Source organism: Rhizobium sp. KNZ2-6A (assembly GCF_056755475.1).
In genome coordinates, this window is sequence record NZ_JBNDIC010000001.1 from 285,568 (window position 1) to 312,109 (window position 26,542).

Below are 26,542 nucleotides of genomic sequence, written 5' to 3' on the forward strand. Positions count from 1 at the left end.
GGCTTCTCGGAGTGGCGGTCAAGCTTCCTCGGCCTCCAAGCTTGTCTCATCGGCCGGATCGTACTTCGCTGGAGTCTTGCGTAAGCCGAGACCGACGCCGATGAGGGCAAGTGCGCCGCCGATCGCATGATAGGCATGCAGCAGTTCTCCAAGAAGCACCCAGGCGAGAGCCGCAACGATGATCGGCAGGAGGTTGATCAGCAGCGACGTCCGGCTCGCGCCGAGCCTCTGAATGCCGATCATCCAGCAGAGCGGCGCGACGAGGGAGGTCGGGATCGCGGCATAGAGGATCAGCGGCAGATTTGCTGTTGTGACCGGTGAGATCTCGCCCATCAGGAAGATCGGCATCAGCAATAGGGTCGAAAAGCCGATCTGCCAGAAAAGCTGCTGCCACATCGGAATCGGCATCGCCCAGCGTCTCAGCATCACGCCATAGAGCGCATTCGAGAGGACGGCGATGATCATCAGGCCGTCGCCGATATGGAAGCCGCCATTCGCGAGCTGCATCGGGTCGCCTCGGGACGTCAGATAGATGAGCCCGATCAGGGAAATTACGCCGCCCGCCAGGCTGGCGATGCTCAATTTTTCTCCTGCAAGCAGGCTTGCGAAAATCGTCGACAGCAGTGGCATCAAAGCGATCATCACGCCCATATTGACGGCAGAGGTGGTCTTGGCCGCCTCATAGGCGAGGCTCTGATAGATCACCATGCCAAGAGCGCCAAGGGTGGCGAGCTTCAGCCAATGCTGCCGGAACAGGGCGCGGTTGCGCCATGCTGTGCGGCCAACGAAGGGCAGGAGCACGACGAAGGCGATCAGCCAGCGATAGAAGGAGATCGAGCCCGGCGAGATCACGCCGGCGGACGCTTTGGTGACGACGGTATTGCCGGACCAGATCAGCACCGTCAGCAGTGGCGCAAGTCCAGCCGCGCTGACGATGGAGGCGGAAGCATTCGGCTGGGTGCTCATGGGAATGATCTCTCGTCGTCTTCTGGCTTGGGCAAAATGAAGGAGGGCGGACATGGTTCGCAATCTCGAAGCTTCTCTACCGTTTGTCCGAATTCTGGTATATAGCGAGATTAAGACAACGGTAGCGAAATGAGGACATGTCCGTTAGATCTCCGCGCATCGAGGGCGATCCGCCAAATCCGGTTTCCTTCCGAACCGAGAATTATAGGGCGGGCACGGTTTTTCCCAAAAAGAGCCAGCCCTGGGGCGAGCTAAACTATGCGCTTGTCGGTGTCTGCGAGTTCGACATTCAAGGCGTGCGCTATCTGTCGCCGCCGCATTATGCCATCTGGCTGCCGCCGGATACGATGCATGGCGCCTATAACCAGCATGACCTGCGCTATGTAACCGTCTATGTCGATCGCGCCCTCTGCCACGATCTGCCGGCGAAGCCTTCGACGCTCAGCATCAATCCGCTGCTGAAGGCGATCCTCGCGAATTTCGCGGCGCGCGATGTCACCATGCCCGAAACGGTCGAGGATCTGCGGCTGGCGCGGGTTCTGGTCGATCAGATTCGCCTGGCGCCGCGCTGCGAAAGCTACTTGCCGCTTTCCGACGATCCGCTACTCGGGCCGGTCCTGAGTGCCTTGCAGGCCGAACCCGGCGACCGGCACTCCCTTTCGGAATGGGCGCGCAGGATGGGAACGACCGAGCGTACCTTGTCGCGCCGATGCCGGGACGATCTCGGCCTTTCCTTCAACGAATGGCGGCAGCGGCTGAAACTCGTTGCCGCGCTGTCGCTGATCGAGGCCGGCGAGCCCGTGCACCGGATCGCAGCGGAATTGGGCTACAGCAACACCTCCGCCTTCATCGCGATGTTTCGCAGGTTGACGGGCACCAGCCCGACGCAGATGCGCTAGGTCTTGGAGCACTTCCAGGAAAAGTGCGCAGCGGTTTTCCGTCCGGAATGCGTAATGAAGCAAGAAGATAGAGCGTTTTCGCGGTTCGAAGAAAAGCGGAAATGCTCTACGGTTCGATCAAGACGATCTCCAGCTTGCGCAGTTCTTCCGGATCCGCCATCGCATTGATGGTCGTGACCATGCCCTCTTCGCCGACGGTGAGCTGAAGGGCAATGCGCAACTGCCCGCCGATCACCACGATGGCGCCGACCGCGCCATTGATGACGGCGAGCCGCGCTGCCTGCGCCCGGCCGTGGAACGTCTTGGCGACGTCGGCGCGCCCGCGGATTTCGCCGACGGATCCCATGCGTGCCGCGACGGCATCGGGGCGGAAAACGGCTTCGGGATCGAGGACCGCCATCAAGGCCTGCATGTCGCCGTGACGCGATGCTGTGAAGAAAGCATCGACGACGTGGCGCTGGCGGGTGAGATCGGCCTCCGTGGCTGACGGCGTGTCCTGCACGCGGCGGCGGGCGCGGCTTGCAAGCTGGCGCGTTGCGACGGTCGTGCGTCCCAGAATCGGGGCGATCTCGTCGAAAGATACGTCGAACATATCATGCAGAACAAAAGCAAGCCGTTCTGCCGGGTTTAGCTTTTCCAGCACGACCAGAAGGGCAAGACCGACGGAATCGGCCAGCAACGCATCCTGTTCCGGGTCGGTGCCGGCTCCGGCTTCGTGCACGACCATCGGTTCGGGGATCTGGACTGTCAGCGGCTCCTCGCGGCGGGATTTGCGGGCGCGCAGTAGATCGAGGCAGATGCGGGCCGTGACCGTCGTCAGCCATGCGCTGAGATTTTCGATGTCCGAGGTGTCGTTCCTGATCAGGCGCAGCCATGCTTCCTGCACCGCATCTTCGGCCTCGGTGCGCGAGCCGAGCATGCGGTAGGCAACCGCGCGCAGATGCGGCCGGTTCGCCTCGAATTTTTCAGCCTGCCACTTTTTTTCGTCCATCGGTCACATTCCCTCATCGCGTTTCGTCAGACCCATGACGAGTAAAATCCGGCCGGTGTGACAGCGAATCGGCAGGAGAGTGCATCGTCGGGACTTGAGCCGCAACAATGCTCTCACAATCAGAGGAAATAGATATGCAAGCTCGTATGAAGAACCCAGCCCTCGTTCTGCCAGAAACGCTGCAGGCGCTTCTGGCCGTCAGCAATTCGATCAAGGATCAGGGTCTTTCGGAAAATATCATGGACCTCGTGCATCTGCGCGTCAGCCAGATCAACGGCTGCAGCGTCTGCACGGATATGGGCTTTCGCAAGCTCCAGAAGGCCGGCGAGACGATGGAGCGCATCGTCGGCGTCTCCGCCTGGCGCGAAATGCCTTATTTTTCAGAAGCCGAACGCGCGGCTCTGGCTCTCGGGGAAGCGGCTACGCGGCTTGCCGACCGGCCCGATGCCATCAGCGACGAGATCTGGAACGAAGCGGCAAGGCATTTCGACGAAAAGGCATTGTCGGCCCTGATCGTCGCGATCGCGATCGACAATGTCTGGAACCGGCTGAACGCGACGGTCCGCCAGCAGGCAGGCGCATCCTGGAGCTGATCGTTTGCCATGAGCGCCACCTTCTTCCCACGGCATGGGGAAGAAGGTGGCCCGCCTCTCAAGCCTCGCCCACTCGCGAGGTCACCAGCAATTTCGCCATCCAATCCACGAAGACACGCACCTTGTTGCTGAGGTGCCGGTTGGGCGGATAGACAATATGCAGGGGCAGTGATGGCCGGGTCCAGCCGGAAAGAATGGGAACGAGTTCGCCGCTTGCAAGCGCGTCCCGGGCCATGAAGCTCGGAACCTGCGCGATGCCGAGCCCCATCAAGGCTGCCTGGAGATAGCTGCGGCTGTCATTCACCGAAAGGATATAGCGCGGGCTGATTTCCAATGCCTCGTTGCCGTGTTCGAACAGGAATGGAATCGTACGGCCGGTTTGCGCGCGAAAATAGCTGACCGCATAATGGCTGGTTTCCAGATCCTCCGGCCGTTCCGGAAAGCCATGCTTCTCGATGTAAAGCGGTGCCGCACAGGTGACGAGGTGTATTTCGCCGACGCGGCGGGCAATCAGAGACTGGTCGCTCGGCATGCCGGCGCGCAGCGCGCAATCGACATTCTCTGCCAGATAATCCACCAGACGGTCGCCGACGCCGAGGTCGATATGGATATCGGGATAGCGTTGATGGAAATCGCACAGTGCCGGCATGACGATCTTCTCGGCGAAGGCGCCGGCCATTTCGACGCGCAGGCGCCCGCTCGGAAGGCTCTGCGAATTGCTGATGCTGCCGTCCAGCTCCTCTATTTCCGAAAGGATCTGAACCGCGCGTTCGTAATAGAGCGCACCGTCCGTCGTCACCATGACGCGCCGGGTCGTGCGGTTGAGAAGCTTGGCGTGCAGATGCGCCTCAAGCGACTGGATGAGCGTCGTCACCGTCGCCTTCGGCATGGAAAGGGCAGCTGCGGCGCGGGTGAAATTACCCGTTTCCACCACACGCGCGAATGCCCGCATTGCTGACAACTGATCCATTTCTATGATGTCCCTGGACCGTAACGAAAAGAAGCCGATTGTTTGTAATCGTGAATAGTCTGATCGAATATAAGCTACTTATTCTCGAAGCGGAATAACAATATGTTTTTATCGTAATTGTTGCAATGCGGCATGGGGGCGCCAAAGACCGCATTCGGGAATATGATTGCAAAGCGTGATAGACCGCTTCTGAATTGAATCATATTCGCTCGAGCAGACAAGGATTTGGGTCGATGAGTGCGCCGTGGAAAGATGTTGTGCTGGAAAACGTGCCTACGGGGCCCGTGGAAGCCCGGATCTACAACGGCGAAGGTTTGAAGAAGGCGGCACCTCTCGTGCTTTATCTGCACGGCGGCGCTTTTCTCGACACCGATCATGCGACCGACAGGCCGGTGGCGGCAAGCCTCGCTGAGGCCGGTGCCATCGTGGTTGCCGCGGACTATACGAGCGGCAATCAGAATGCTTTTCCGAAGGTGCTCGAATGCGCCTACGGAATTCTCGCCTACCTCGGCAACAAGCGGAACATGCTTGCGCTGGGTGGGGCGAAAAAATCGCTGCTGTTTGTCGCCGGAGAGGAATCGGGTGGCAATGTTGCAGCGGGTGTCGCTTTAAAGGCGCGCGATCAGATGCCCGGTTCGCTGGACGGACAGGTGCTGATTTCGCCCTTGCTTGATCCTTTCATGGGATCGAAATCTTTCCTCCAGGCGGAGGAAAGCGGCATGCGCGAGCGTTGGACGGACGGCTGGAACCGATACCTGGGCTTCCTGGGCGGTGTCTGCCATCCTTATGCAGCGCCTCGATACTGTTCGCGGCTTTCGGGCCTCGCGCCGGCATTGGTGCTCACGGCCGAGGACGACCCGCTCCGCGACGAGAGCATGGAATACGGCAGTCGGCTGAAAGCGGCTGGCGTCCGTGTTCGCCAGCAAGTCCTTCCCGCCGGGACAGGCTGGCCCACTCTCTACGGCGGGCAGTCGAAAGACAGGCCTTCGTGGCAGCAGGACATCTGTTGCTGTTTCAAGGGTTTTGTCGAAGACGTGCAGGCTTGATCGACTAGGCTATCCCGTCCCGCGAGAGACAAGCGCGAATGGGATGAGGCGTCGAAGGCATGAGGCCGGAGCGGTGGTCACGCGGATGCGCGATGCTTCGACCCCCGATTTTATTGAGACAATAGGAATTTTCGGTCCCGTGTCCCAAGACGGGACCAAAGGAGAGACCAACATGAAGTCCAACGGTAAGAGCTGGGCCCTGTGGGGCGCTGGCATGGGTGTTGCTGCCGCTGTTGCAGGCGCGGCTTTTTATCTGGAGCTGCCGCGCGGCGCTCTGGCAACGGAGACGGCCAGCAAGGCGGCACCGCCGGCGGTCCCCGTCACCGTTGCCGCCGTCGAGCCTCGCGATGTCACCTCCTGGCAGGAATTTTCCGGCCGGCTCGAAGCCATCGACCGGGTTGAAATCCGGCCGCGTGTGGCCGGCGCAATCCAGTCCGTGCATTTCCGCGAAGGCGCCTTGATCAAGCAGGGCGACCTGCTTGTCACGATCGATCCCGCACCCTATGAGGCGGCCGTCGCCCAGGCTCAGGCCCAGGTCGGAGCAGCAAAAGCCAAGCTCGATCTCGCCAAGGTCGAAGTCGGCCGCGGGCAGAAGCTCTTCGACAACAAGACCATTTCGCAGAGCGACATGGACACGCGCACAAGCAATTATGCCGAGGCCGAGGCCAATCTGAAGGCGGCGCAAGCAGCCTTGCAGACGGCGCAGCTGAACCTCGACTATACGCAAGTTCGCGCTCCGATCGCCGGCCGCGTCGGCAAGATCGCCGTCACTGTCGGTAATCTCGTCGCTGCCGGCTCGTCTTCGCCGGCACTCACGACGCTCGTTTCGGTCGATCCGATCTATGCGAGCTTCAACGCCAACGAACAGACCGTCACCCAGGCGCTGTCCGAGCTGCCCGCCAGCAGTGGCGTGGCTCCACCTGTCGAGCAGATTCCGGTTCAGATCGGGACGGCAAGCGATAACGGCACGCCGATCAAGGGCAAGTTGCAGTTGATCGACAATGAAGTCGATACGGCGAGCGGCACCGTCAGCGTTCGCGCCGTATTCGACAATCCGGGCGGCCGTCTCATCCCAGGCCAGTTCGTGCGGGTCCGCATGGGCCAGCCGAAGGCCGAGAACAAGCTGCTCATCAGCGAGCGTGCGATCGGCACCGACCAGGACAAGAAGTTCGTCTTCGTGGTCGGGGCGGACAACAAGGTCGAATATCGTCCGATCAGCCTTGGCGACAGCTCCGACGGCATGCGCATCGTTACATCTGGCCTGAATGCCGGCGACCGGATCATCGTCAACGGCCTGCAGCGGGTTCGCCCGGGCGCAGTGGTTGATCCGAAGCTGGAAGAGAAGGTCGCCGCCAAATAATTATTCGGCCGGAAGGTTTCGCTTCCGGCCGCTGTTCTAAGCCTCGATTTTGTAATGCTCGTGGCGCCACTGTGGGCCGCGGGCCTGGACCTCGTGTCCCTTGATTCACTCGTGGAGAGGGTTCTGCCATGAACATCTCAAGATTTTTCGTCGACCGTCCGGTGTTCGCCGGTGTGCTATCGATCCTCATCGTGGTCGCCGGCTTGATCGGTCTGAAGCTGCTGCCGATCTCCGAATATCCGGAGGTCGTGCCGCCGTCGATCGTCGTCACCGCCCAATATCCGGGCGCTAACCCCAAGGTCATCGCCGAAACGGTGGCAACGCCGATCGAAGAACAGATCAACGGCGTCGAAGGCATGCTCTACATGAGTAGCCAGGCGACGTCCGATGGTCTGCTCACGCTGACGATCACCTTCAAGCTCGGCACCGACCCAGACAAGGCGCAGCAGCTCGTGCAGAACCGCGTCTCGCAGGCAGAGCCCCGCCTTCCGCAGAACGTGCGCGATCTCGGTATCACCACCGTCAAGAGCTCGCCTGACCTGATGATGGTGGTCAACCTCATCTCGCCGGACAATCGCTACGACATTACCTATCTGCGCAACTATGCCACGCTGAACATCAAGGACCGGCTCGCCCGCCTCGACGGTGTCGGCCAGGTTCGCGTGTTCGGATCGGGCGACTATTCCATGCGCGTCTGGGTCGATCCGCAGAAGTCGGCCGAACGCGGTCTTGCCGCAAGCGACATCGCCAATGCCATTCGTGCACAGAACATCCAGGCGGCCGCCGGCATCATCGGCCAGTCGCCAAGCGTTCCCGGCATCGACGTTCAGCTGAACGTCAACGCCCAGGGCCGTCTGACGACGCCGGAGGAATTCGGCAACATCATCGTCAAGAGTGGCACCAATGGCGAGATCACGCGCCTGCGCGATGTCGCCCGCATCGAACTCGGCGCGGCCGATTATTCGCTGCGTTCACTGCTCGACAGCAAGCCGGCAGTCGCTATTCCGGTCTTCCAGTCGCCGGGCTCCAACGCGATCACCATCTCGGACAACGTCGTCAAGACGATGAATGAGCTGCAGACCGCGATGCCCGACGGCGTGAAGTATGAAATCGTCTATGACACCACGCAGTTCGTGCGCGCATCGATCGACAAAGTCGTGCATACGCTGCTCGAAGCAATCGTGCTCGTCGTCATCGTCGTCATCCTGTTCCTGCAGACATGGCGCGCCTCGATCATCCCGCTGATCGCCGTTCCGGTCTCGATCATCGGTACGTTTGCGGTGATGTATGTCTGCGGCTTCTCGATCAACGCGCTCAGCCTCTTCGGCCTGGTGCTGGCGATCGGTATCGTCGTGGACGACGCGATTGTGGTCGTCGAGAACGTCGAACGAAACATCGAGAATGGCCTCAGCCCGCGTGACGCGACTTATCGCGCCATGAAGGAAGTCTCCGGCCCGATCATCGCGATCGCGCTGGTGCTGGTCGCCGTCTTCGTGCCGCTGGCCTTCATTTCCGGCCTGTCGGGCCAGTTCTATCGTCAGTTCGCGCTGACGATCGCGATCTCGACCGTCATTTCCGCCTTCAACTCGCTGACCTTGTCTCCGGCACTGGCAGCGATGCTCCTGAAGGATCACCATGCGCCGAAGGATATGCTGACGCGCATGATGGACTTTGCCTTCGGCTGGTTCTTCCGCGGCTTCAACAAGGTCTTCCATCGCGGCTCTTCCGCTTACGGCAAGGGCGTCGGCGGTATCCTGTCGGTGAAGAGCCTGGTCATGGTCGTCTATCTCGCCTTGATCGGCGCGACCTACTACCTGTTCCAGGCCGTCCCCGGCGGCTTCGTGCCGCAGCAGGACAAGCAGTATCTGATCGGCTTTGCCCAGCTGCCCGACGGCGCCACCCTCGACCGTACGGATGACGTCATCCAGCGGATGAGCAAGATCGCGCTGGAACAGCCAGGCGTCGAACATGCGATCGCTTTCCCGGGCCTGTCGATCAACGGCTTCACCAACTCCTCCAACGCCGGCATTGTCTTCGTGACTTTGAAGGCATTCGAAGAGCGCACGACGCCCAATCTGTCGGGTGGGGCGATCGCCATGCAGCTGAACCACAAGTTCGGCGCGATCCAGGACGCCTTCATCGCCATGTTCCCGCCGCCGCCCGTCCAGGGTCTCGGCACGACCGGTGGCTTCAAGCTGCAGATCGAGGACCGTGCCGGTCTCGGCTATCAGGCGCTCGACGAGGCCAACAAGGCGTTCCTCGCCAAGGCCTACCAGACGCCGGAACTGACGGGCATCTTCTCGAGCTACCAGATCAACGTGCCGCAGCTCTTCGCCGATCTCGATCGCGCCAAGGCCGAACAGCTCGGTGTCTCGGTGACCGATGTCTTCGATACGCTGCAGATCTATCTGGGTTCGCTCTACGTCAACGACTTCAACGCATTCGGCCGTACCTACAGCGTGCGTGTGCAGGCGGACGCCCAATTCCGTTCGCATGCGAGCGATATCGGCCAGCTGAAGGTTCGCTCGGCGTCGGGCCAGATGATCCCGCTGTCGGCACTCCTGAAGGTCGAGGCCAGCACCGGGCCGGAGCGGACGACGCGCTACAACGGCTTCCTCGCCGCCGATATCAACGGCGGTCCTGCGCAGGGCTTCTCCTCCGGCCAGGCGCAGGCCGCTGTCGAGAGGATCGCCAGCGAGACGCTGCCTCCGGGCATCGGCTTCGAATGGACGGATCTGACCTATCAGCAGATCCTGGCCGGCAGCTCGGGCATCGTCATCTTCCCGCTGGCCCTGCTGCTGGTCTATCTCGTGCTCGCAGCCCAGTATGAAAGCGTAAGCCTGCCGCTCGCGATCGTCATGATCGTGCCGATGGGCGTGCTTGCCGCCTTGACGGGCGTCTGGCTGACGGGTGGCGACAACAACATCTTCACCCAGATCGGCTTGATGGTGTTGGTGGGGCTTTCGGCGAAGAACGCGATCCTGATCGTAGAATTCGCCCGCGAGCTGGAGTTCGACGGCCGCAAGCCGGTCCAGGCCGCGATCGAGGCCAGCCGCTTGCGTCTGCGCCCGATCCTCATGACCTCCATGGCCTTCATCATGGGCGTCGTGCCGCTGGTCACCTCGACCGGCGCCGGTGCCGAGATGCGTGCCGCCATGGGTGTCGCGGTGTTTGCCGGCATGATCGGCGTCACCTTCTTCGGCATCTTCATGACGCCGGTCTTCTACGTGCTGATCCGCAGCGTAACGGGCAATCGTCCGCTGAAGCAGCACCCTCACAACGACAACGACCATTCGGCGGAGGTACTCCCGATCGCCGCCGAATAGGAGGCAGTGCCTACTGCATAATTCCTTAAATCGGAATCGATTTAAGGATATGCAGCAGATTTAAAGTGCTACAGCGACCTTTGCGCGTCATATTTGACGCGCGGCGCTGTAGCGGCACTCCAGTGCTCGACATGCCATGGGCGGGACCGAAAGGTCCCGCTTTTCTGTGCCCATATTTTCGTCTTGGCTAATTTACCATTCTTTCGAAGAATTTGCCGCACGATAGCCGATTTCCTTTGCATGCTGTCTCCAGAGGTTTATCAAGCTCTGGGATGAGTTGATTGACGTACGTCGGGCATGGCGGTCGCCTGCGGATCGTGGAGCTTTGAGGTCGGTAGCGGGCGGAAGATCGTCGCCGAATCCGTCTGCATGACGAACGCGTTTCGCTATCCAGTTTCGGTGTCCGATGCGTTGCAATTCGGAGGATATTTCATGCAAGGCAGAAAGATCGCCTTTCTCGGTACGGGACTGATGGGCGCGCCGATTGCGCGGCGGCTGCTCGCCGCCGGTTTCGCGGTGACCGTCTGGAATCGCGATCGCAGCAAGGCGGAGCCTTTGGCTGCCGATGGCGCGACCGTCGCGGATACGGCGGTCGAAGCGGCGCGCGGAGCATCCGTTCTTTTCACCATGCTGACCAACGGCGGCGCCGTCGGCGAGGTCCTGTTCGGTGGTGGTGTGGCTGAGGCGCTGGAAGTCGGCGCGATCGTGATCGACCATAGCTCGATATCGCCCGCGGTTGCCCGCGAACATGCGGGCAAGCTTGCCGAGCGCGGCATTCGGCATATCGATGCTCCGGTCTCCGGCGGCGTCGTGGGTGCCGAAGCGGGAACGCTTGCGATCATGGCCGGCGGCGATGCCGAGGTGATAGACAGCGTTCGCGATATCATGGCGCCTCTCGGACGCGTGACCCGCGTCGGCCCCAGCGGCACGGGCCAGCTTGCAAAACTCGGCAATCAGCAGATCGTTGCCGTCACCATCGGAGCCGTCGCGGAGGCGATGCTGCTGGTCGAGGCCGGTGGCGGTTCGCGCGAGGCATTCCGGGCCGCGATTCGCGGCGGCTTCGCCGAAAGCCGCATCCTGGAGCTGCATGGTCAGCGCATGATCGAGCGCAACTTCGAGCCGGGCGGAACCGCCCGCAATCAGCTGAAGGATCTCGATACCGTTCTGGCGACGGCGGAGAGTCTCGCGCTTCATCTCCCTTTGACGGAAGCTGTGAGAGCCGAATTTGCCGAATTCGTCGAGAATGGCGGCGGCGAGCAGGATCACAGCGGTTTGCTGCAGCATCTGGAAGACAAGAATGCCCGAGGAAAGGCTTGAGGAAGTGATGAACGATAAGGGTGCATCCAAGCGTCGTCTGCGTTCGCAGGACTGGTTCGACAATCCGGATCATATCGATATGACGGCGCTCTATCTCGAGCGCTTCATGAACTACGGCATCACGCCGGAAGAGCTGCGGTCGGGCAAGCCGATCATCGGCATTGCCCAGAGCGGCAGCGATCTGACCCCCTGCAATCGTCACCACCTCGATCTTGCCAAGCGCGTGCGCGACGGCATCCGCGATGCCGGCGGCATTCCGATCGAATTTCCGACCCATCCGATCTTCGAGAACTGCAAGCGCCCGACGGCGGCGCTCGACCGCAATCTCGCCTATCTGGGCTTGGTGGAAGTGCTGTATGGCTATCCACTCGATGGCGTCGTACTGACCACCGGTTGCGACAAGACCACGCCATCGGCGCTGATGGCCGCCTCGACCGTCAATATTCCGGCAATTGTTCTCTCCGGCGGGCCGATGCTCGATGGCTGGCATGAGGGCGAGCTTGCCGGCTCCGGCACGGTGATCTGGCGGTCGCGCCGCAAGCTGGCGGCGGGTGAGATCGACGAAGAAGAATTCATGGAGGCGTCGCTCGCCTCGGCTCCCTCCATCGGCCATTGCAACACCATGGGAACGGCCTCGACCATGAATGCCATGGCGGAAGCGCTTGGCATGTCGCTGACCGGCTGCGCCGCCATTCCCGGCGCCTATCGCGAGCGCGGCCAGATGGCCTACCGCACAGGAAAGCGTGCGGTCGAGCTGGTTCGCGCCGATATCAAGCCTTCGGACGTGCTGACGCGCGAGGCTTTCCTCAACGCCATCCGCGTCAATTCCGCCATTGGCGGCTCGACCAATGCGCAGCCGCATCTGGCGGCCATGGCGAAACATGCCGGCGTCGAACTTTATCCCGACGACTGGCAGGTGCATGGCTTCGACATTCCGCTGCTTGCCAATGTGCAGCCGGCGGGCGCCTATCTAGGCGAGCGCTTCCATCGCGCCGGCGGCGTTCCGGCTATTATGTGGGAGCTGCTGCAGGCCGGTAAGTTGGACGGAAGCTGTCCGACGGTCACAGGCAGAACGATGGCGGAGAATCTGAAGGGCCGCGAGGCGACCGATCGCGAGGTCATCCGCCCCTTCGCCGACCCGCTGAAGGAGCGTGCCGGCTTTCTCGTCCTCAAGGGCAATCTGTTCGATTTCGCCATCATGAAGATGAGCGTCGTCTCCGAGGAATTCCGCAGCCGTTACCTGCAGGAGCCGGGCCGCCAAGGCGTGTTCGAGGGCAGGGCTGTCGTCTTCGACGGATCGGAGGATTATCACAAGCGCATCAACGATGCCGAGCTCGGGATCGATGAGAACACGATCCTCGTCATTCGGGGGGCAGGGCCGATCGGCTGGCCGGGTTCGGCCGAGGTCGTCAACATGCAGCCGCCGGATGCGCTTCTGAAGCGGGGCATCCGCAGCCTTCCCACAATCGGCGACGGCCGGCAGTCGGGTACGGCCGACAGCCCGTCCATCCTCAACGCATCGCCGGAAAGTGCCGCCGGCGGCGGACTTGCCTGGGTCAGAACCGGCGACATCATCCGCATCGATTTCAATCAGGGCCGTTGCGACATGCTGGTCGACGAGACGGAAATCGAGCGCCGCAAGGGCGACGGCATCCCGGCCGTTCCGCCGGATGCGACGCCGTGGCAGCGGATCTATCGCCGTTCGGTCACGCAGCTTTCCGATGGCGCCGTCCTCGATGGCGCAGCGGATTTCCGCAATATCGCCGCAATACCGCCGAGGCATAACCATTAGCGCCGGATGATTTTAGGTCTACTCGACCTAAAATCTGGATCCGCGCCGGAATCAAACAGGTAAGGCGTGATGCCGTCCGAAAGCAGCTTACACTTTTCGGCATCATGTTCTGGTTCAGATATCGAAAAACTGCTGATCGAACACCCAATGCGCTACCATTAAAGTTCGTGAAAGGGAGTAGTGCCTATATACTTAGCAGCAGTTATGCGGTCTCTTCAGTTCCCGAAGGGGGTGGAGCTCTTTGGCAGAGACGACAACAGGGCGAAGCGAAGAAGAGTTCCAAGACCTTCTGAGAAGGCTGGAGCTGGCGCTGGAGGCGTCTCAAATCGGCGTCTGGCAGCATAACGTCAATGAACAGGAGCTGCTCTGGGACCAGCAGATGCACAAGCTCTACGGGACCGGGCGCCACAATCGCCGGGTTTCTTCCAATGTCTGGTTTAAGGCGCTGCATCCCGAGGATCAGGATGGGGCGGTCAACGACTTCCAGATCGCGCTCGAGGGAAAGGGATTCTACAACTCGCAGTTCCGCATCATTCTGCCCAGCGGTGAGGTGCGCCATCTTCGCTCGCGCGCGCATTACTATGAAGATGCCGATGGTGCGCCTTCCTTCATCGGCGCCGAATGGGATGTAACCGCCGACGTACTGCTCAATCGCGAGCTGACCAACCAAAAGGCCATTGCGGAGGCCCGCGCCGTTGCCCTGGAGCAGAGCCGGGCGCGAATCGAGCACGCCGCCGATCACGATTATCTCACCGGCCTTCCGAACCGGCGCTACCTCGATCGACGGTTGACCGAATTGCGCAACGACGCATCTATCGAGACATTGGCCGTGCTCCACATCGATCTCGTCGGGTTCAAGGAGATCAACGACAAATGGGGTCATGCGGCCGGCGACGCGACATTGCAGAGTGCCGCCGCGCGCGTATCCGGAGCCATAACCGCCAACGACATAGTCGCGCGTATCGGCGGCGATGAATTCGTGGCTGCTCTGGTGAATGTCGGCAACGCCGAGAGGCTGGAAGCGATCGCGAATGATATTTTCTGGCGATTGCGACGTGAGGTGCGTTTCGGCAATGAGATGCTGAAGATCGGTGCCTCCATCGGCGTGGCCATGAGCGAGGCCGGCAGCGCCGGCAATCTGCTGGCGGAATCCGACGTCGCCCTTTTCCAGGCGAAGAAGCTCGGCCGCAACCGGGTGGAGTTCTTCACGCCGAAGCTGCAATCCGACCTGCAGGCGGAGCGTCAGCTGGCCGACGAATTGCGTTTGGCGCCAGTGCTGTGTCAGATCGAGCCTTTCTATCAGATTCAGGTGGACGCCCGCAGTCGCCGCATTGTCGGGCTGGAGGCGCTCGCGCGCTGGCGGCATCCGGAAAGAGGATTGTTGAGCCCGATCGCCTTCCTGAAGGTGGCCGATGAATACGGGCTCACCGCCGAAATCGATGCGGCCGTCCTTAAGCGCGCGCTTACCGACCGGTCGGACTGGGTGTCGCAGGGTCTCTCGCCGCCGCGTATTGCCGTCAATATCTCCGGGCGCCGGCTTGCTGATCCGGATCTGATCGAAGGGTTGAAGGCGCTGAGGATACCCCGCAACGCCATCGCCTTCGAACTGGTCGAAACCATCTTTCTCGATGCTCCCGACGACCGGGTTCTCGCCAATATTGCCGGCATCAAGGAGATGGGAATCGATATCGAAATCGATGATTTCGGCTCGGGCCATGCGTCGCTGATCGGCCTGGTTACACTGAAGCCGAAGCGGTTGAAGATCGACAGGCAACTGGTGACGGCGGTAACGGTGTCCGACGAGCGGCGCCGGCTTGTCGGTTCCATCGTCGACATTGCGCGGACCCTGAATGTCGAGGTCGTTGCCGAAGGGGTCGAGACCGAAGAACATGCGCGCATCCTGGCCGAAGTCGGTTGCGACGAACTCCAAGGCTATGCCATCGGCTATCCTGCTTCGGGAAACGAGATTGTCGCGTTGCTGAAAGCGGGTATCGTCATGGACAAGAGCCGACCGACGGCGGGCGCGCGTGCTACTGGATCTGCAAGGCGACGATCAAGCCGTAGCTGATGAGGCCGAGCATCAGCAGCGACAGTGTCGCCGCTGCAATGACCCGGCCGCCCGCATGGGCGACGGAGCGGATATTCACCGAAAGGCCGAGCGCCGCCATGGCGATGACGGTCAGCATGCCTGACACCACCTCCATCGGGGCAACCAGCGCATCCGGAATGAGGCCGAAGGAGCGCAGCGCCATCAGCCCGAGAAAGCCGCAGATGAACCAGGGAACAAGCGAATGATGGTGACTGCCGCGTGCGTCGGCGCCAACTGCCTCGGTCTTGGTGATGAGGCCGAACAGAAAGATTACGGGACCCAGCATCAGGACGCGGACGAGCTTGACCAGCGTGCCGGTCTGGACGGCGAGGAGGCCGACGGGCGCGGTCGCGGCCAGCACCTGCGGCACCGCATAGACGGTCAGTCCGGCCAGGGTTCCGTATTGGGGCACGCTCATGCCGAGATGGAAATAGAGGAGAGGCAGCAGAAACACAGCCGCAATGCCAAGGACGGCGGTGAAGGCGAGTGCCGCGGCGATCTCCTGCGAATCCGCCTCGATCACGGGAGCAACGGCAACGATGGCCGAGTTGCCGCATATCGAATTGCCGCAGGCGATCAGCGTTGCCAGCCTCGGCGGCAGGCCAAGCGCCCGCCCGATGAGGTAGGTGGCGGCGATCGATAAAACGACAACGATAGCGATGCCGGCGATCAGCCAGACGCCGGCGCCGCGAATGGCCGAGAGGCTAATGGAGGCGCCGAGCAGCACGATGGCGATTTCCAGCAGGATCTTGGCGCTGAAATCGATGCCCGGCCTCATGGCGGGGTTCAGCGGCTTGAGCGTGCAGACGGTGATGCCGAGCGCAATGGCAAGCACCAGGCTTTCGATCCATCGGTCTCCGAACAGGCCGATTTCGACATGCTCGCCGGCGTATGCGAGAAGGGCGACGGCGCAGGTGAGCGCGAGGCCGGGAAGGATCGTGTTGACGCGTTGAGCAAGTGACATATCGTGCCGTCGTTCGTTTGCTATGCTTCGGTGAGGCGGAAAGTCTCACCTGTCGATGTCGACATCCATCGAATATTATCCTATGTTTCATTCGATAAATTAGAATGATTTCCCATGACCTTCGAGCAGCTCGCAATTTTCGTCGCCGTCGCCGAACGAGAACATCTGACCAACGCCGCTGAAGCCATCCACCTGACGCCTTCGGCCGTCAGCTCGGCGATCAAGAATCTCGAGGCCTATTACGGTGTGGAGCTGTTTCACCGCGTCGGCCGACGGATCGAGCTGACGGAGACAGGGCGGTCCTTCCTGGGTGAAGCCAAGGCGACGCTCGCCCGGGTACGTTCGGCGGAACTCATGCTATCCGAATTGGGTGGGTTGCAGCGCGGCCGGCTCAGCCTCTATGCGAGCCAGACCATCGCCAGCTACTGGCTGCCGCCTCTGCTGATGCGGTTTCATCGCGATTACCCTGGTATCGAGCTGGATCTGACGATCGGTAACACGCGAACCGTCACGGAAGCCGTCATCGATGGTGCTGCCGAACTAGGTTTCATCGAGGGTGAAGTGGACGCGCCGGCGCTCTCGATGAAGATCGTCGCGCAGGATGCACTCGTCATCGTCGTACCGCCGGATCATCCCTGGGCGGATGGACGTCAGCTGACCGTCGCCGACCTTGCCACCGGCACCTCCTGGGTGATGCGGGAGGAGGGGTCGGGCACGCGTTCGGAATTCGAAAATGCGGTCGCCAGGCTGGGTGCGTCACCGCGCGATCTCGGCATGGCACTTGTCTTGCCGTCGAATGAAGCGGTGCTGTCGGCGGTTTCTGCCGGGCAAAGTGCCGCGGCTGTTTCGAGTGCCGCGGCGAGAGCCTATCTTGGGCAAGGACTGCTGGTTCAGGCAAGGTTCGACCTGCCTGTCCGCAGCTTCCGGCTGCTGCGCCACAAGGAGCGCCATGCCAGCAAGGCCGCCCAGACGCTGGAGGCGATGTGCAAGGATTGAGTCGATTCAGCACGTTCCCGGAATCCGATACCGGCAATAGCTGATAGTGCCAGCCTTCAATCTATCGCCGCTCACCCCGCTGCCGGTTGGCGACGACGAGTTCGATGTTATTGCGCTCCAGCATGGCGCGAATGTCTGATGGCGGTATTTCGTCGGTGACCAGTTTGTCGAACGCTGTGGGTTCGCTGAGGACGATGGGTGCACTGCGTCCGAACTTGGCGCTGTCGGCGACGATGATGCAGTTTTCGGCGCGGCCGGCCGCTTCCCGGGAATATTCCGCTTCTTCGAGATCGTGCAGCATGAAGCCGGAGGTGGCGTTGATGGCGCCGACCGACAGGATGGCATGGCGTATGTTGAAGCGGCGCAGGAAATTGGCGGCCTCCATGCCGAAGGCGCCGCCGTCGTGCCCGCGCAGTTCGCCGCCCGCGAAGAAGACGCGGTTGCCGTTGCGGGTTGCGAGCGCGTGAGCGACCGCGACGGCATTGGTGACGACGAAGAGGTTCTGGTGCTTCTGCAGCGCAACGGCAATGAAGGCCGTGGTCGAGCCGACATCGAGGAAGAGTGCGTCTCCATCCTCGATCATGGATGCGACGGAGGCGGCGATCATCCGCTTGGCTTCCGCATTCTCGTTCATGCGCAGATGCAGCGGAGGCTCGATCATCGAATCCTTGATGTGGACCCCGCCATGCACCTTGGTCACGAGCCCGTTGGCCTCGAGGCTGCGGATGTTGCGGCGGATGGTTTCCTCGGAAACGCCGAGCCGTTCGGCCAGGAACTGGATGCGGCTCGCGCCGCCGGCCAAGCGCAGTTCCTCCAGAATTTCGCGCTCGCGATGATTGGAATGAAGCGGTGGCTGGGATATGCCCGACATGGTTGCTGATCCTATTGAGGGTATTGATCCCGAAATGGCCAACTCCGTCGCCGCCAGAGGCGTCAACGCGCACGAGCTTGATACATTTGCCTCGCGCTTGAGTTTTTAAGGCAAATCTCACCTACGGTGAAGCGCTCTCTTCGCGATATCCATAGCTCATCCAATTCGAACAGCCTCTCGAAACCAACAAAAAGCCAAATCTTCGTTTCATTTTGTGGGGTGCCCTTGACAGCTTCGCTGTTGTAAGGAACCTTTCTCATCCGAAGGATGCTCGGCAGTGGTACCGGAGGGGCCAGAGGGGAATGACTGCGACGCCGGAAGACAAGATCTATTCTCTCGGCATCTGGCACGGGCCGATCGAGATCGCCCCGCTTGTCGGCGGCATCACCAATCGCAACTATCTGGTCGGCAATGCGGGCCGGCGCTTCGTTGTTCGGCTGGGTGAGGACATTCCCGTTCACCATATTAGCCGTGCCAATGAGCTGGCGGCAAGCAGGGCCGCCCATGCTGCCGGCCTCTCGCCCGCCGTCATCCATCACGAGCCCGGCATACTGGTGCTTGACTATATCGACGCAAAGCCGCTGTCGGCCGCTGATATAGGTGACCCGGCCATGATGGCCCGCGTCGTGCCGCTCGTCCGGTCCTGTCATCGGGACGTCGCCAGGCATTTTCGCGGACCGGCAGCCATCTTCTGGGTCTTCCATGTGATCAGGGATTATGCGGCCGTTCTCGAGGCCGGTGGTAGCCGGCACAAGTCGCGGCTGATTTCCTTCCTGGAAATTGCCGAGCGGCTCGAGCGTGAAGCCGGTCCTTTCGAGATTGCCTTCGGTCACAACGATCTGCTGGCGGCGAATTTCCTCGACGACGGCAAGCGGCTCTGGCTGATCGATTGGGATTATGCTGGCTTCAACACGCCGTTTTTCGATCTCGGCGGCCTTGCCTCCAACAATGAATTCTCCGAGGCGCAGGAAGAGGCGATGCTGGAGGCCTATTTCGAAGCTTCCATCAGCGACGACCTGCGCCGGCGCTATCAGGCGATGAAATGTGCTTCCCTCCTACGCGAGACGATGTGGAGCATGGTTTCGGAAATCCATTCCGACATCGATTTCGATTATTCTTCCTATACAGCTGAAAATCTACGGCGCTTCGAGAGCGCCTGGCAGGGTTTTCGCAATTCTTGAGGTGACACGATGAAGGAACTGCCGGCTACAGCAAAGACCGTCGTCATCGGCGGCGGCATCATCGGCTGCTCGACCGCCTACCATCTCGGAAAGCTCGGCTTTACCGACACAGTGCTGCTGGAACGCAAGAAGCTGACCTCGGGCACGACGTTTCATGCCGCCGGCCTCGTCGGTCAATTGCGCACCAGCGCAAACATCACGCAGATGCTCGGCTATTCGGTCGATCTCTACAAGACGCTCGAGGCGGAGACCGGGCTTGCCACCGGCTGGAAGATGAATGGCGGCTTGCGTCTTGCCTGCAACGAGGAGCGCTGGACGGAGGTGAAGCGGCAGGCGACAACGGCGCAGTCCTTCGGCCTGCAGATGCATCTCCTGACGCCGCAGGAGGCGCGCGATCTCTGGCCGCTGATGGATGTCGACGACCTCGTCGGTGCCGCCTTCCTGCCGACCGATGGGCAGGCCAATCCTTCCGATATCACCCAGGCGTTGGCGAAGGGCGCCCGCGTGGGCGGCGTGTCGATCTTCGAGGATACCGAAGTTCTCGATCTGGAGATCGACAAGGGCCGCATCCACGCCGTCATCACCGAGAGGGGCCGCATCGAATGCGAGCGCGTCGTCGTCTGCGCCGGGCAGTGGACACGGACCTTTGCCGGCCGCTTCGGTGTCAACGTGCCGCTTGTCTCCGTCGAGCATCAATATCTCATCACCGAATCCTTCGGCGTGCCGTCCAACCTTCCGACGCTGCGCGATCCGGACCGGCTGACCTATTACAAGGAAGAGGTCGGCGGGCTTGTCATGGGCGGCTATGAGCCGAACCCGATCCCCTGGGCGCTCGATGGTATTCCGAAAGATTTCCACTACACGCTGCTCGACAGCAATTTCGATCATTTCGAGCAGATCATGGAACAGGCGCTGGTGCGTGTGCCGGCGCTGCAGACGGCCGGCGTCAAGCAGCTGCTGTGCGGCCCGGAGAGCTTCACGCCCGACGGCAATTTCATTCTCGGCGAGGCGCCGGAGTTGAGGAATTTCTTCGTCGGCGCCGGCTTCAACGCCTTCGGCATAGCCTCCGCCGGCGGAGCTGGCATGGCGCTTGCCGAATGGGTCGCCAAGGGCGAACCGCCCTACGATCTGTGGCCGGTCGATATCAGGCGTTTCGGCCGCCCGCATTTCGACACCGACTGGGTGCGCACCCGCACGCTGGAGGCCTATGGCAAGCATTACACCATGGCCTGGCCCTTCGAGGAGCATTCCAGCGGCCGGCCGTGCCGTAAGTCGCCACTCTATGATCGGCTCAAGGCGCAGGGCGCATGCTTCGGCGAAAAGCTCGGGTGGGAGCGGCCGAACTGGTTTGCCGATCTATTCGCCGGCGAGGAGCCGAAGGACGTCTATACTTACGGCCGTCAGAACTGGTTCGATGCTGTCGGCCGCGAACATAAGGCGGTGCGCGAGGCGGCCGTTATTTTCGACCAGACCTCCTTCGCCAAATTCGTGCTGAAGGGCAGGGATGCCGAGGCGGCGATCTCATGGATCGCTTCCAACGACGTCGCCAAGCCAGTTGGCGCCCTGACCTATACCCAGATGCTCAACGACCGCGGCGGCATCGAATGCGACGTCACCGTCGGCCGCATCGCCGAGAACGAATTCTACATAACGACGGGCACCGGCTTTGCTACGCATGACTTCGACTGGATCGCCCGGAATATTCCGTCCGAAATGCATGCGGAGCTGGTGGATGTCACCTCCGCCTATTCCGTGCTGTCGCTGATGGGGCCGAAATCGCGCGAGATATTGCAGGCCGTGACCTCGGCCGACGTTTCGAACGCCGCATTCCCCTTCGGTAAAGTGAAAACAGTCGGTATCGCGGGCTGTCCCGTCAGGGCGCTGCGCATCACCTATGTCGGCGAACTCGGCTATGAGCTGCATGTGCCTGTGGAATATGCCACTAGCGTTTATGACGTGCTGATGGCCGCCGGGCGCGAGCACGGCCTCGTCAATGCCGGCTATCGTGCCATCGAAAGCTGCCGGCTGGAAAAGGGCTATCGCGCCTGGGGCTCGGATATCGGGCCGGATCATACGCCTGTTGAAGCCGGGCTTGCCTGGGCGGTGAAGACGAAGAAGGACGTCGCATTCCGCGGCAGGGAGGCGATCGAGCGGCAACTGGCCTCTGGCGTGAAAAAGATGCTCGCCTGCTTCGTGCCCGACGATCCCGAAGTCGTGCTTCTCGGCCGCGAGACGATCTATCGCGATGGCCAGCGCGTCGGCTGGCTGTCGAGCGGCGGCTACGGCTATACGATCGGCAAGGCCATCGGCTACGGCTATGTCCGCAATCCCGACGGCGTGACTGAGGATTTCGTGCTGTCCAGTCGCTACGAACTCGATGTCGCGCAAAGCCGCGTGCCGTGCCAGGTGTCGTTGAAGCCGCTTTATGATGCGCGGATGGCGCGGATCAAGGGGTGATTGGGGGCCGCGTGCGTTAACTCAACGCGAGCATTTCGGTATGAAGCCTATCGTCTGCTTGGCAGATCCCATGCCCGATAAAGGTTATTGAGAGCCTCGGCTGTGTGGCATTCCACCATCGGCAATTCGGCTTCCCGCAGGATATTTGCGTATTTGGTGCCGCTGTTGCGGGTCTTCACGAGTATCCAGCGAATCATCTCCCATTTGATGCTGTCCTTGGCGCCTTCGAGATGCCCTGCTCGATCTGAGCGGTTGATCAGGGTCCGCTTGAGATAGCGGGAAAAGCGCAGCCAATGATTGGAGGTGATGAGGATGGCGCCAGTAGCGCGGGCCAAACGTTGCGGAATCAGGCGCGTATAATTGCCTTCCATGATCCATTGCTCGCCAAGAATCGCCGCATCGTGCAGCGCGGCGAACTCTGCTTCCGGGCGCTGCTTCCAATCCGTGTGGGGAAGGTGGTGAAGCTGATCGAGATGGACTGTCGGAAAGCCGAGCTTTTTGGAAAGGGCCACAGCCAGCGTTGACTTGCCGGCATTGGAGGGGCCGAGCACGACGATGCGCTCGCCAAGGGAATGCAAGGTTAGCATGGGGCACCGGTCGGAAAATTGGGATGGCTTCCAATGGCCGAAGCGAAGGACGTTGTCAACGCCTGCGTGCCGTACTTCCGTCATTGCGACATTTACGTGAAACGCGGAAGCAAGCCATGCCACCTGACGAAAACTGTGATCTCCCTGCCGCAGCCCCAGCCCTTTCCTTGACACGCCAGCGCTTTCATCCTCAATCGACATGCTGACAATTGACGGAGGCGAAAGACGATGGCGGAAGCGAGCATCAAGCTGGAGGAGAGCTGGAAAGAGGCGCTATCTCCGGAGTTCGAAAGCCCCTACATGCAGCAGCTCAAGGCCTTTCTCGTCGAGGAGAAGCAGCGCGGCAAGGTGATCTTTCCCCGTGGCAGCGAGTATTTCCGGGCTCTGGATCTGACCCCGCTTGACGAGGTGCAGGTCGTCATTCTCGGGCAGGATCCCTATCATGGTTTCGGGCAGGCGCATGGGCTCTGCTTCAGCGTCCGTCCCGGCGTGCGCATTCCGCCGTCGCTGGTCAATATCTATAAGGAGCTGGAAACCGATCTCGGCATTCCGCCGGCGCGGCACGGCTTTCTGGAAAGCTGGGCGGAGCAAGGCGTCTTGCTGCTCAACAGTGTGCTGACGGTCGAGGAATCGCAGGCCGCATCGCATCAGGGCAAGGGCTGGGAGCGCTTCACCGACGCCGTCATCCGCCAAGTCAACGACGAATGCGACGGCGTCGTCTTCATGCTCTGGGGCTCCTATGCGCAGAAGAAGGCGGCCTTTGTCGATACCGAGCGCCATCTGGTGCTGAAGGCGGCGCACCCTTCGCCGCTGTCGGCCCATAACGGCTTCCTCGGCTGCCGGCATTTCTCCAAGGCCAATGCCTATCTAGCCGAGCATGGCCGGGATCCGATCGATTGGGCTCTGCCGAGCAATCCTGAGGCTCAGTAAGGTATCTGGTCCCACGGGTTGCTGATCGAAGCGCCGGTGTCGTCGAAATCACCGATGTTGCGGGTGACGACGATAAGATCATGAACGATCGCCGTTGCCGCGATCAATCCATCGGCATCGCCGCGCAGACGCTGTGCCGCGATGCGCCCCCATTCGACCGCAATCTGATCGGTAATCGGAAGAATGCGATTGCCATGATCATGCCGGATCTTGCGCAGCCATTCTTCCAGATGTGCTGCGGTGCGCGGGTCCGATTTTCGCTTGAGCGCAATCCCGCGCATGATCTCTCCAAGTGTGATGACACTCAGATAGATAGTGGAGGGGTCGATTGAGCGCAGCCAGTCAATCGCTTGGGAATTACCGCGCCGGATTTCCGAGATGACGTTGGTGTCGACCAGATACATCAGAAGAGGACATCCCGGCTAGGCGTTTTGCTGCGCTCCGATACGGCGTCAATCATTTCGTCATCCCAGGCCGGCCCGGATAGCAAGTCATCGGCAAGGCTCGGTTTGCCGGCCAGGAGAGCATCATAGTCTTCGGCAGACAGGACGACGGCCGCACGTTCTCCGCGCAAGGTGACAATTTGCGGTCCCTCGCTGCGCGCTTTCTGCACGACCTTTGAAAACTGGTTCTTAGCATCCTGCAATGGCCAACTCATCGAAACCCTCACTAGCTAGACTGTCTAGCTTAATCTAAAGCCGCTCCCGTTGGGAATCAACAAATGAGAGCAGTACTGCTTCTCGGTGAACGATCTGAATTTATCGTTCACTCATTGAAGACAATCCGTTTGGCTATTCGGGGCTATCGAAACACGGCCCACAAGACCATCTTCTGCCCATGAGAAACGCCTGCCGGTGCAGGCGAAAAAAAGGGGTTAGAGATGCTCAACCAGATCAAAGGTCTTCACCACGTTACCTCGATGGCGGAAGACGCCCGGACCAACAACAAGTTCTTCACGGATACGCTCGGCCTGCGCCGCGTCAAGAAGACGGTGAATTTCGACGCTCCCGATGTCTATCACCTCTACTATGGTGACGAGGTCGGCACTCCCGGCACGATCATGACCTACTTCCCGTTCCCGAAGATGGCGCGCGGTCGTCCGGGGACCGGCGAAGTCGGCAATACGGTCTACTCCGTTCCGGAAGGTGCACTTGGCTACTGGACCGAGCGGCTCGGCCAGCATGGCGTCGAGGGCCTGAAGGCCGATGAATCCTTCGGCCAGAAGCGCCTGCATTTTGCCGGCCCGGATGGCGATGGCTTCGCGCTCGTCGAGGTCAAGGATGACAAGCGTCAGCCCTGGACGCATAACGGGGTCGATGCCGAGCATGCCATCAGGGGCTTCCATTCCGTTGCCATGCGGCTCAGGGATGAAGGCGCCACCGCCGAGTTGTTGAAGTACATGGGTTACGACGTTGTCGATACGCATGAAGGCGTCAAGCGGCTTGCCATTCCTGGCGGCAACGGCGCCGATTATGTCGATCTCGAAACCATGCCCAACATCAATCGCGCGCTGCCGGGCGCCGGCTCCGTCCACCATGTCGCCTTTGCCGTTGAGAACCGTGCAAAGCAGTTGGAGGTGCGCAAGGCGCTGATGGATACGGGCTATCAGGTGACTCCGGTCATCGACCGTGATTATTTCTGGGCGATCTACTTCCGTACGCCGGGCGGCGTGCTGTTCGAAGTCGCCACCAACGAACCCGGCTTCAACCGAGACGAGGATACGGCCCATCTCGGCGAAGCACTGAAACTGCCTGAACAGCACGCGCATCTGCGCGGCCTGATCGAGCAGCATCTTGAGCCGCTGGAAGGCTGATCCAGGAGAAAAATCATGACGGATACGACCTATGTGCACCGGCTGAAGGCCGGTGCGCCCGGAAAGCCTATTTTCTTCACCTTCCATGGCACCGGCGGCGATGAGAACCAGTTCTTCGATTTCGCTGCCCGCCTGCTGCCGGATGCCACCATCATATCGCCGCGCGGCGATGTCTCGGAATACGGCGCGGCGCGTTTCTTTCGCCGCACGGGCGAGGGCGTCTATGACATGGCCGATCTTGCCCGCGCGACGGAAAAGGTGGCGGCCTATGTCTCGGAGCTGGCGGCTCAACACGGCGCATCGCAGATCCTCGGTCTCGGCTTTTCCAACGGCGCGAACATCCTCGCCAATGTTTTGATCGAGCATGGCGACCTCTTCGATGCGGCCGTGCTGATGCATCCGCTCATCCCCTTCCAGCCGAAGGACAATTCAAGGCTGGCGGGCAGGCGCGTGCTGATCACCGCGGGCGAGCGGGATCCGATCTCGCCTGCGCCGGTGACCCAGGCGCTGGCCGATTATTTCGCGCGGCAGGATGCCAAGGTCACGCTCGAATGGCATCCGGGCGGCCACGATATTCGCCCCAACGAGATCGAGGCCATCGGCAAATTCGTTGTGCCCTACGCCTAAGCTAGAAAAATGACTAAGCCACGCGGCAGAAAACCCTTGCCCCGTGGCCTGTTATTGGCCGATCAGGCGCAGCATCGCCTTTGCTTGCGAGGCGGCCGCGAGCTTTCCCTTCTCGTCGATATAGTCCGTTCCGCAGAAGCGGGTGAGGTTCGCGGCATCCAAGCCGTCCGACTGGGTGTGTTTCGCGTCGGCAATGACCATGCGCCAGGCACAGCCGAGCATCTTATCAGATTGGATCGCTTCGTCGCAGCCGGTGCTGAGGCATAGGGCGACATGTTTCTGCGCGCGATAGCCGCCGGCGATGGCCTCCTCGTAATCGGTCTTCCAGCTATTGCGCGTCTGTTCGCAACGGGCGGGATTGCTGCTCTGGCTGCATTGCACCGTCTTGTCGACATAGGTTTGCGCCGGCGGCCACAGGGGGCCGTCGACGAGGCTGACGCAGCCGCAGGCAAACAAAGTGGCTGACAGCAGGTGCAACTGATTCTCCTTCGGCCGGGTCGCCGGAATCCTAGAGCATGTCGCGCAAAAGTGTGCAGCGGTTTTGCGATAACGACATGCGAAAAATCAAAAGTCTAAAGTGCTGGGAGCGAATCTCAGAGATCGCGACGCGCTTTAAAGCGATCGTAAAGATGCGCAAGATCAATATGATATTGCCAACGGTAGCGGGCGGGCATCATCCTTCGACGGTTCGCCGCAATGTATCGTGGCCTTCCTGCAACCCTTGTCATCTTCCGGCGCCACCGACACCTAGCGGCGCAAGCTTAGCT

At 61.0% G+C, this 26,542-nt stretch carries 24 protein-coding genes; 15 read left to right on the plus strand and 9 right to left on the minus strand.

The features are described from left to right. Positions 1-18 precede the first annotated feature (18 nt). A complete protein-coding gene (locus ACPYOP_RS01385) occupies positions 19-966 on the minus strand; it encodes a DMT family transporter (RefSeq protein WP_481408590.1) in 948 nt (315 codons plus the stop codon). 137 nt (positions 967-1,103) lie between these two features. On the opposite strand from ACPYOP_RS01385, the gene ACPYOP_RS01390 reads away from it, so the two are divergent. Beyond that, complete coding sequence (locus ACPYOP_RS01390) at positions 1,104-1,865, plus strand: AraC family transcriptional regulator (RefSeq protein ID WP_481408591.1); 762 nt, start codon at positions 1,104-1,106, stop codon at positions 1,863-1,865. A gap of 106 nt (positions 1,866-1,971) precedes the next feature. Here the strand turns inward: ACPYOP_RS01390 and ACPYOP_RS01395 are convergent, their stop codons facing one another. Then, positions 1,972-2,856, minus strand: a complete 885-nt coding sequence (locus ACPYOP_RS01395; protein ID WP_481408592.1) for a sigma-70 family RNA polymerase sigma factor — start codon at positions 2,854-2,856, stop codon at positions 1,972-1,974. Positions 2,857-2,990: 134 nt separating this feature from the next. Between ACPYOP_RS01395 and ACPYOP_RS01400 the strand changes: the two genes are divergently transcribed. Then, entirely contained in the window at positions 2,991-3,449 is a 459-nt protein-coding gene (locus ACPYOP_RS01400; RefSeq protein ID WP_481408593.1) for a carboxymuconolactone decarboxylase family protein, read from the plus strand. A gap of 58 nt (positions 3,450-3,507) precedes the next feature. Here ACPYOP_RS01400 and ACPYOP_RS01405 read toward each other — a convergent pair whose 3' ends face one another. Then, positions 3,508-4,419 (minus strand): LysR family transcriptional regulator, encoded by a 912-nt coding sequence (locus ACPYOP_RS01405; RefSeq protein ID WP_120664828.1) that lies wholly within the window; start codon positions 4,417-4,419, stop codon positions 3,508-3,510. A gap of 233 nt (positions 4,420-4,652) precedes the next feature. Between ACPYOP_RS01405 and ACPYOP_RS01410 the strand changes: the two genes are divergently transcribed. The 6 genes from ACPYOP_RS01410 (at position 4,653) to ACPYOP_RS01435 (ending at position 15,328) form a co-directional block, all read left to right on the plus strand. Then, entirely contained in the window at positions 4,653-5,465 is an 813-nt protein-coding gene (locus ACPYOP_RS01410) for an alpha/beta hydrolase fold domain-containing protein (RefSeq protein WP_481408594.1), read from the plus strand. A gap of 172 nt (positions 5,466-5,637) precedes the next feature. Continuing rightward, positions 5,638-6,825, plus strand: a complete 1,188-nt coding sequence (locus ACPYOP_RS01415; protein ID WP_481408595.1) for an efflux RND transporter periplasmic adaptor subunit — start codon at positions 5,638-5,640, stop codon at positions 6,823-6,825. Between the two features lie 128 nt (positions 6,826-6,953). Then, the gene (locus tag ACPYOP_RS01420) at positions 6,954-10,151 is read left to right on the plus strand and encodes an efflux RND transporter permease subunit (protein ID WP_481408596.1); all 3,198 of its coding nucleotides are present in this window, start codon (positions 6,954-6,956) and stop codon (positions 10,149-10,151) included. Between the two features lie 432 nt (positions 10,152-10,583). Continuing rightward, entirely contained in the window at positions 10,584-11,468 is an 885-nt protein-coding gene (locus ACPYOP_RS01425) for an NAD(P)-dependent oxidoreductase (protein ID WP_481408597.1), read from the plus strand. 7 nt (positions 11,469-11,475) lie between these two features. Further along, a complete protein-coding gene (locus tag ACPYOP_RS01430; RefSeq protein WP_481408620.1) occupies positions 11,476-13,260 on the plus strand; it encodes an IlvD/Edd family dehydratase in 1,785 nt (594 codons plus the stop codon). Positions 13,261-13,501: 241 nt separating this feature from the next. Further along, entirely contained in the window at positions 13,502-15,328 is a 1,827-nt protein-coding gene (locus tag ACPYOP_RS01435) for a bifunctional diguanylate cyclase/phosphodiesterase (protein ID WP_481408598.1), read from the plus strand. Here ACPYOP_RS01435 and ACPYOP_RS01440 read toward each other — a convergent pair. Continuing rightward, positions 15,291-16,313 carry a YeiH family protein gene (locus tag ACPYOP_RS01440; RefSeq protein ID WP_481408599.1) on the minus strand — a complete coding sequence of 341 codons (1,023 nt, stop codon included), beginning with the start codon at positions 16,311-16,313 and terminating at the stop codon, positions 15,291-15,293. The two genes, ACPYOP_RS01435 and ACPYOP_RS01440, sit on opposite strands and share 38 nt — an antisense overlap. Before the next feature lie 114 nt (positions 16,314-16,427). Here ACPYOP_RS01440 and ACPYOP_RS01445 point away from each other — a divergent pair, with 114 nt between their 5' ends. Further along, positions 16,428-17,309, plus strand: coding sequence for a LysR substrate-binding domain-containing protein (locus ACPYOP_RS01445; RefSeq protein WP_481408600.1), 882 nt, complete (start codon positions 16,428-16,430; stop codon positions 17,307-17,309). Between the two features lie 61 nt (positions 17,310-17,370). Here ACPYOP_RS01445 and ACPYOP_RS01450 read toward each other — a convergent pair whose 3' ends face one another. Next, on the minus strand, positions 17,371-18,180 hold the full coding sequence (locus ACPYOP_RS01450) for a DeoR/GlpR family DNA-binding transcription regulator (RefSeq protein WP_481408601.1): 810 nt from the start codon (positions 18,178-18,180) through the stop codon (positions 17,371-17,373). A gap of 302 nt (positions 18,181-18,482) precedes the next feature. On the opposite strand from ACPYOP_RS01450, the gene ACPYOP_RS01455 reads away from it, so the two are divergent. Then, a complete protein-coding gene (locus tag ACPYOP_RS01455) occupies positions 18,483-19,361 on the plus strand; it encodes a phosphotransferase (RefSeq protein WP_481408602.1) in 879 nt (292 codons plus the stop codon). Positions 19,362-19,370: 9 nt separating this feature from the next. Further along, the gene (locus ACPYOP_RS01460; protein ID WP_481408603.1) at positions 19,371-21,818 is read left to right on the plus strand and encodes a GcvT family protein; all 2,448 of its coding nucleotides are present in this window, start codon (positions 19,371-19,373) and stop codon (positions 21,816-21,818) included. 47 nt (positions 21,819-21,865) lie between these two features. On the opposite strand, the gene ACPYOP_RS01465 is transcribed toward ACPYOP_RS01460, so the two are convergent. Then, positions 21,866-22,606: a P-loop NTPase family protein gene (locus tag ACPYOP_RS01465; RefSeq protein WP_481408604.1), complete on the minus strand. Its 741-nt coding sequence runs from the start codon at positions 22,604-22,606 to the stop codon at positions 21,866-21,868. Between the two features lie 27 nt (positions 22,607-22,633). Here ACPYOP_RS01465 and ung point away from each other — a divergent pair, with 27 nt between their 5' ends. Next, positions 22,634-23,335: a uracil-DNA glycosylase gene (gene ung, locus ACPYOP_RS01470; RefSeq protein WP_481408605.1), complete on the plus strand. Its 702-nt coding sequence runs from the start codon at positions 22,634-22,636 to the stop codon at positions 23,333-23,335. Here ung and ACPYOP_RS01475 read toward each other — a convergent pair. Together ACPYOP_RS01475 and ACPYOP_RS01480 are read right to left on the minus strand one after the other, a co-directional pair. After that, complete coding sequence (locus tag ACPYOP_RS01475; protein WP_481408606.1) at positions 23,329-23,739, minus strand: PIN domain-containing protein; 411 nt, start codon at positions 23,737-23,739, stop codon at positions 23,329-23,331. The two genes, ung and ACPYOP_RS01475, sit on opposite strands and share 7 nt — an antisense overlap. After that, on the minus strand, positions 23,739-23,993 hold the full coding sequence (locus ACPYOP_RS01480; RefSeq protein WP_481408607.1) for a type II toxin-antitoxin system Phd/YefM family antitoxin: 255 nt from the start codon (positions 23,991-23,993) through the stop codon (positions 23,739-23,741). The genes ACPYOP_RS01475 and ACPYOP_RS01480 overlap by 1 nt, the downstream gene beginning before the upstream one ends. Before the next feature lie 222 nt (positions 23,994-24,215). On the opposite strand from ACPYOP_RS01480, the gene ACPYOP_RS01485 reads away from it, so the two are divergent. Both ACPYOP_RS01485 and ACPYOP_RS01490 read left to right on the plus strand, forming a co-directional pair. Then, the gene (locus ACPYOP_RS01485; RefSeq protein WP_481408608.1) at positions 24,216-25,148 is read left to right on the plus strand and encodes a VOC family protein; all 933 of its coding nucleotides are present in this window, start codon (positions 24,216-24,218) and stop codon (positions 25,146-25,148) included. A 15-nt stretch (positions 25,149-25,163) separates the two neighbouring features. After that, positions 25,164-25,775, plus strand: coding sequence for an alpha/beta hydrolase (locus tag ACPYOP_RS01490; RefSeq protein ID WP_481408609.1), 612 nt, complete (start codon positions 25,164-25,166; stop codon positions 25,773-25,775). A gap of 51 nt (positions 25,776-25,826) precedes the next feature. Here the strand turns inward: ACPYOP_RS01490 and ACPYOP_RS01495 are convergent, their stop codons facing one another. Beyond that, the gene (locus ACPYOP_RS01495; protein WP_481408610.1) at positions 25,827-26,252 is read right to left on the minus strand and encodes a hypothetical protein; all 426 of its coding nucleotides are present in this window, start codon (positions 26,250-26,252) and stop codon (positions 25,827-25,829) included. A gap of 38 nt (positions 26,253-26,290) precedes the next feature. On the opposite strand from ACPYOP_RS01495, the gene ACPYOP_RS01500 reads away from it, so the two are divergent. Then, on the plus strand, positions 26,291-26,542 hold a 252-nt coding region (locus tag ACPYOP_RS01500; RefSeq protein WP_481408611.1), incomplete at its 3' end, for a hypothetical protein.

Excerpts from the sequence above, each read along its gene's own strand:
- ACPYOP_RS01385 (WP_481408590.1), bottom strand. The coding sequence starts at position 966 with ATGAGCACCCAGCCGAATGCTTCCGCCTCCATCGTCAGCGCGGCTGGA.
- ACPYOP_RS01390 (WP_481408591.1), top strand. The coding sequence starts at position 1,104 with ATGTCCGTTAGATCTCCGCGCATCGAGGGCGATCCGCCAAATCCGGTT.
- ACPYOP_RS01395 (WP_481408592.1), bottom strand. The coding sequence starts at position 2,856 with ATGGACGAAAAAAAGTGGCAGGCTGAAAAATTCGAGGCGAACCGGCCG.
- ACPYOP_RS01400 (WP_481408593.1), top strand. The coding sequence starts at position 2,991 with ATGCAAGCTCGTATGAAGAACCCAGCCCTCGTTCTGCCAGAAACGCTG.
- ACPYOP_RS01405 (WP_120664828.1), bottom strand. The coding sequence starts at position 4,419 with ATGGATCAGTTGTCAGCAATGCGGGCATTCGCGCGTGTGGTGGAAACG.
- ACPYOP_RS01410 (WP_481408594.1), top strand. The coding sequence starts at position 4,653 with ATGAGTGCGCCGTGGAAAGATGTTGTGCTGGAAAACGTGCCTACGGGG.
- ACPYOP_RS01415 (WP_481408595.1), top strand. The coding sequence starts at position 5,638 with ATGAAGTCCAACGGTAAGAGCTGGGCCCTGTGGGGCGCTGGCATGGGT.
- ACPYOP_RS01420 (WP_481408596.1), top strand. The coding sequence starts at position 6,954 with ATGAACATCTCAAGATTTTTCGTCGACCGTCCGGTGTTCGCCGGTGTG.
- ACPYOP_RS01425 (WP_481408597.1), top strand. The coding sequence starts at position 10,584 with ATGCAAGGCAGAAAGATCGCCTTTCTCGGTACGGGACTGATGGGCGCG.
- ACPYOP_RS01430 (WP_481408620.1), top strand. The coding sequence starts at position 11,476 with ATGAACGATAAGGGTGCATCCAAGCGTCGTCTGCGTTCGCAGGACTGG.
- ACPYOP_RS01440 (WP_481408599.1), bottom strand. The coding sequence starts at position 16,313 with ATGTCACTTGCTCAACGCGTCAACACGATCCTTCCCGGCCTCGCGCTC.
- ACPYOP_RS01445 (WP_481408600.1), top strand. The coding sequence starts at position 16,428 with ATGACCTTCGAGCAGCTCGCAATTTTCGTCGCCGTCGCCGAACGAGAA.
- ACPYOP_RS01450 (WP_481408601.1), bottom strand. The coding sequence starts at position 18,180 with ATGTCGGGCATATCCCAGCCACCGCTTCATTCCAATCATCGCGAGCGC.
- ACPYOP_RS01455 (WP_481408602.1), top strand. The coding sequence starts at position 18,483 with ATGACTGCGACGCCGGAAGACAAGATCTATTCTCTCGGCATCTGGCAC.
- ACPYOP_RS01460 (WP_481408603.1), top strand. The coding sequence starts at position 19,371 with ATGAAGGAACTGCCGGCTACAGCAAAGACCGTCGTCATCGGCGGCGGC.
- ACPYOP_RS01465 (WP_481408604.1), bottom strand. The coding sequence starts at position 22,606 with ATGTCGATTGAGGATGAAAGCGCTGGCGTGTCAAGGAAAGGGCTGGGG.
- ung (WP_481408605.1), top strand. The coding sequence starts at position 22,634 with ATGGCGGAAGCGAGCATCAAGCTGGAGGAGAGCTGGAAAGAGGCGCTA.
- ACPYOP_RS01475 (WP_481408606.1), bottom strand. The coding sequence starts at position 23,739 with ATGTATCTGGTCGACACCAACGTCATCTCGGAAATCCGGCGCGGTAAT.
- ACPYOP_RS01480 (WP_481408607.1), bottom strand. The coding sequence starts at position 23,993 with ATGAGTTGGCCATTGCAGGATGCTAAGAACCAGTTTTCAAAGGTCGTG.
- ACPYOP_RS01485 (WP_481408608.1), top strand. The coding sequence starts at position 24,216 with ATGCTCAACCAGATCAAAGGTCTTCACCACGTTACCTCGATGGCGGAA.
- ACPYOP_RS01490 (WP_481408609.1), top strand. The coding sequence starts at position 25,164 with ATGACGGATACGACCTATGTGCACCGGCTGAAGGCCGGTGCGCCCGGA.